Origin of the sequence: Mycobacterium sp. (assembly GCF_035570115.1) — a bacterium.
In the GTDB taxonomy this organism is placed as follows: domain Bacteria; phylum Actinomycetota; class Actinomycetes; order Mycobacteriales; family Mycobacteriaceae; genus Mycobacterium.
The window spans coordinates 1-4531 of sequence record NZ_DATMLH010000096.1; the positions used below are offsets into that span (position 1 = coordinate 1).

At 66.7% G+C, this 4531-nt stretch carries 4 protein-coding genes and 1 pseudogene; 4 read left to right on the top strand and 1 reads right to left on the bottom strand.

What is annotated here, in order from left to right:
- Positions 1-341: pseudogene (locus tag VNW74_RS08525) on the bottom strand (amidohydrolase); the annotation flags it as partial.
- 153 nt (positions 342-494) lie between these two features.
- Here VNW74_RS08525 and VNW74_RS08530 point away from each other — a divergent pair.
- The 4 genes from VNW74_RS08530 to VNW74_RS08545 form a co-directional block, all read left to right on the top strand.
- Positions 495-842: a hypothetical protein gene (locus VNW74_RS08530; RefSeq protein WP_325676169.1), complete on the top strand. Its 348-nt coding sequence runs from the start codon at positions 495-497 to the stop codon at positions 840-842.
- A 40-nt stretch (positions 843-882) separates the two neighbouring features.
- Positions 883-2097 carry a cytochrome P450 gene (locus VNW74_RS08535; RefSeq protein ID WP_325676170.1) on the top strand — a complete coding sequence of 405 codons (1215 nt, stop codon included), beginning with the start codon at positions 883-885 and terminating at the stop codon, positions 2095-2097.
- Positions 2098-2131: 34 nt separating this feature from the next.
- Complete coding sequence (locus VNW74_RS08540; protein WP_325676171.1) at positions 2132-3523, top strand: FAD-binding oxidoreductase; 1392 nt, start codon at positions 2132-2134, stop codon at positions 3521-3523.
- A 339-nt stretch (positions 3524-3862) separates the two neighbouring features.
- Positions 3863-4531, top strand: a 669-nt coding sequence (locus tag VNW74_RS08545; RefSeq protein ID WP_325676172.1) for a mycofactocin-coupled SDR family oxidoreductase, incomplete at its 3' end; no start/stop codon positions are given.

The window sequence follows — 4531 nt, forward strand, 5'->3', positions numbered from 1 at the left end:
CCGGCGAAGCCGGGAAATGAGGGATAGCACATCGCCGCGCGCACCCCATCGAGATCCATGTCCCTGGCACGCTCGGCGGCGTCGTAGCATCCGGGGATCATGTCCTCGTAGCGCACCGGCTCGGTGCCGTAATCCTTGGCATCCTTTCCCGCGACCGCATTGAGACCGATCTGCGGGTACCGCCGTCCCTCGAAGGTCCACACGTGGTGGCCCTTCTCGTCCTCGATGATGCGCGGGCCCATCTCGAGGTGCTGGCGCGGAAGCCGGTCCATGAAGACCCGCGGAGGTTCGATCAGGTGATCGTCGACCGACAGGATCTGCATGTAGTCCTGAAGAGGCATCGTTGCTCCTCGCCATCTCGTGTACCGGTGCCCGGATCGGACCTTTCCCACTCAGATATATCTTAGTAAGATATGAGAGCTAGGATAGTGGGCGTCGGGCCTCGGCGCAACCGCCCGGGCCGCCTGAACCGATACGACGAGAACGAGGACCCAATGACTCACAGCGCGAATGACTTCGGAACCGACGAGCCCGCCCGTGACGAGACAGATGACGATCTGGACCTGCTGACCTATAACGAGGCCCGCGCGCGCCTGGCCGACGAAGTGGCTGCCGAGGAGTCCCATCACGCCGAGTTGAGCAGCCGCCACCCAGGCCCAGACCCGGCCGAGGTGGCGCAGGTGGCCGAGGAACTGGCCGCCTCGCAGCGCCGTATCGATGCACTGCGCATCACTCTGGAGCGCACCAGCACCCGGGCGGTCTCCCCGGCCAACGCGGCGGAGTTCTACGGCTACGGACTCGTGACCTACGCGAACGACGACGATCCACCGTATGCCTTGTGATATATAACTATGATACAGATGAAGCCGAAAGGGGTGGCCCATGAAGAACGACGTCTCGATGCGTCGCGAAGCGGATCTGCCGTTCGTCGACGTGCTCGACGCCGACTTTGACCGCGACGCCGTGGGCACTCTTTGGGCGGGCGCGGGCGGCGGGCAGATCTGCCGGACGCGCCGCGGCGTGGAGATATTGGACTACGCCACGGTCGCGACACTGATCTCGGATCCGCGCCTGGACTCCCAGGACGCCAGTGCGTACCGCCAGATGGGCGGCCCGGCGTCGCTGCTCGAGTTCGCCGACGAGGGCCTGCTGGTGGCGATGCGCGGCGACACGCACCGCCGGATCCGTCGGGTGCTCAGCGCCGGATTCCGCGTCCGCCACGTCACCGAGCGCCGTTCGGCGATGCACCACACCGCGGCGGCCCTCATCGATGCGTGGAACGGCCCCCAGTGTGAGTTCGTGGCACAGTTCAGCAGCCCGTTCCCCATGCAGGTCCTGTGTGGACTGCTCGGCATCCCGCCCGAGGACATCGGGATCTTCACCGGTGCGGCCACCGAATTGCATCTGCTGGCCGCGGTCCCCTTGGCGCCGCACTTCGAGCGGATCGACGCTGCCCTGCAGCGGCTGGCCGACTATGTCGGCGACCTGGCGGCGGCCCGCCGGCGCCGGCCCGACGACGACGTCATCAGCTCGTTGATCGCGGTGCAGGCCACCGAGGGCGCCCTGACTGATCGGGAACTGGCCTGGAGCCTGGTGAACCTGATCTTCGCCGGACAGGACACCACCCGATACCAACTCGCCTCCGCGGTGCTGGAACTCATCGACAGCGACACCTGGCCGCTGCTGCACGCGGATCCGGCGCTGGTACCGGCCGCGGTCGAGGAAGCCCTGCGCATCCGCCCGGTGACCCGATTCGTGGTCCGCATTCCCCGCGAACCGTTCGACGTGCACGGTGTGCGGGTCGAACCCGGGCGCCGCATCATCCTGAACTTGCTCACCGCCAGCCACGACCCGGCCCGATTCGAGCATCCCGACGAATTCCGCCTCGACCGAACCCAGCGCTTCGACCTGCCCTTCGGCTGGGGAACCCACCATTGCCTGGGCGCGGCGCTCGCCCGAACCGAAATGGAAGCCGCCCTAAGCGTTCTCGCCGAACGGTTCGCCGGCCTGGAACTGTCCGCCCCACCGGTGCTGACCGCACCCGCCGGGATGCTGCACGGACCCGAAGTACTGCCCCTCGTCGTCACCCACCGATGATTCACCCCCCACAAAACACTCGAAGGACATCGCCATGAGCACCGACCTCGACCCCGGCCTCCCCGCCGTCACCGCCGACGCCCTGCCGGCCGGGCTGACCCGCAGTCTGCGCGGCCGCGTGCTCGACCCCGGCACCTCGGAGTACGAAGACGTCTGCACCATCTACAACGCCATGATCAGCAAATCTCCCGGGGTGATCATCGAATGCCTGGGGCCCGGCGACGTCGCCGAGGTGCTGCGCTGGGCCGATACCCAGAACGTACCCTTCGCCATCCGCGCCGGAGGGCACAACGTCGCCGGCAATGCACTCAACGACGGCGGCCTGGTGCTGGACGTCTCGAAGATGAAGGGCGTGCACGTCGACCCGCACGCGCACACCGTGCGCGTCCAGCCGGGCGTGAACTGGGGCGAATTCGACCGGGAGACACAAGCGTTCGGGCTCACCACCACCGGCGGCAACATCTCCTCCACCGGGGTCGCGGGACTGACCCTCGGCGGGGGCATCGGCTGGCTGATGCGCAAGTACGGCTTCACCTGCGACAGCCTGATCGGCGCCGACGTCATCACCCCCGGAGGCCACCTCGTCCGCGCCGACGAGGACCACAACCCCGAACTGCTGTGGGGACTGCGCGGCGGTGCAGGCAACTTCGGGGTCGTTACCGCCTTCGACTTCGCCCTGCACCCCCACACCACCCCGGTCGGCGTCGGCGTGGCCACCTACCCCCTGGAGGCGCTCGGCGACGTCATCGCCCACTACCGCCAACAGACCCGCGACGCCGAGGACGATCTGATCATCGCCGTCAACCTGCTCACCATCCCCGAAACCGGGCCGTGCGTGACGGTGTTCGCCGCCTGGTTCGGCGACCCCGAGACGGGCCGAAAGGCCATTGCCTCCGTCGTCGACTTCGGTGCCCCGCTCGACGTGACGCAGAAGGAGATGTCCTACCGGGACTTCCACTGCATGTTCGACGGCACGTTCAAGAGTGGTCAGCGCAACTACTGGAAGTCGGGGTTCTTCAACGAGCTGAGCGACGAGCTGATCGCCGAATTCGGCGCGCACTTCGCCAGCGTTCCCTCCTCGCGCACTGTCCTGGCCATCGAGCAAATGGGCGGAGCGATCAGCCGTATCCCCGAATCCAGCGCGGCGTTTCCCAACCGGGGCGCGGCGTTCAGCTTTCTGGGAACCTCCATGTGGCGTGACCCCAACGACGACCACAAGAACGTCGCGTGGACCCGCGACCTGTGGTCGAAGATCGAAAATTACACCGCCGGGGTCTATTCCAACTTCTTGTCCACCGGAGAGACATCCGAGACCGTGGCCCGTTCCTACGGCGCCAGCTATCGGCGCCTGGTCGCACTGAAGAACGAATACGACCCCAAGAACCTGCTGCGCTACAACCAGAACATCGCCCCCGACCACGGCTGAACCCGCGCGCGACCGTGGTGCCGACCGACCGTGTTGGCCGCGGCGCCGAACGTAGCCCGGTGACACGGCGCCGTCGTGTCGGTGCGCCCGACGAAGCCGCAGAATTCGTGGGCTGTCCGGGTGACAGCGGCCCTGGGGGCAAGGAAAAGGGAAAGTTCATGAGTCAAACGTTCGAGGGAACGACCATCGCGGTGACCGGCCACGGAGCGGTCGATCCACTCGATCGCGGGTCTCGGCGAAGCCCCGGCGCGGCCCAGAACCCGCGGGAGCACCAGAGCCTTCCGTTCATGGCCAGGCCATGTTTTACTAAGACATCATAGATAGATATGAGGAGGATTCATGGGCGCGTTGGATGGCAAGGTTGCGCTGATTACGGGGGCGGCGCGGGGACAGGGCCGGGCGCACGCGGAACTGCTCGCCGAGGAGGGCGCTGACATCATCGCGGTCGACATCTGTCGTCAACTCGACACCGTCCACTATCCGATGTCCACCCCCGAGGATCTCGCCGAGACCGTTCGGCTCGTCGAGAAGACCGGACGACGCATCATCGCGCGCCAGGTCGACGTCCGGGACTACGACGCGTTCCACACGGCGGTGACCGAGGCCGTGGCCGACCTCGGCCGTCTGGACGTCGTCGTCGCGAATGCCGGCGTCATGACCCAAAGCCTCGCCCCGCACCCAATGAACCGGCAGGAGTGGCGCGACGGCATCGACGTCCTGCTGACAGGAACGTGGAACACCCTGCAAATCACCGCCCCGGTGCTCATTGACGGCGGGCGCGGTGGGTCGATCGTGATCATCAGCTCGGTGTCGGGCCTGCGGCCGATGTACACCGACCTGTCCGGCGGTTTCGACAGCTACGTCGCGGCGAAGTCCGGCGTCGTCGGTCTGGCCCGCGCCTACGCCGCAGGCCTGGCAGAGCACAGCATCCGCGTCAACACCGTGCACCCGACCGGGTGTGACACGCCGATGGTGGTCAACGACTTCTTCCCCGCCTACATGCAGGAG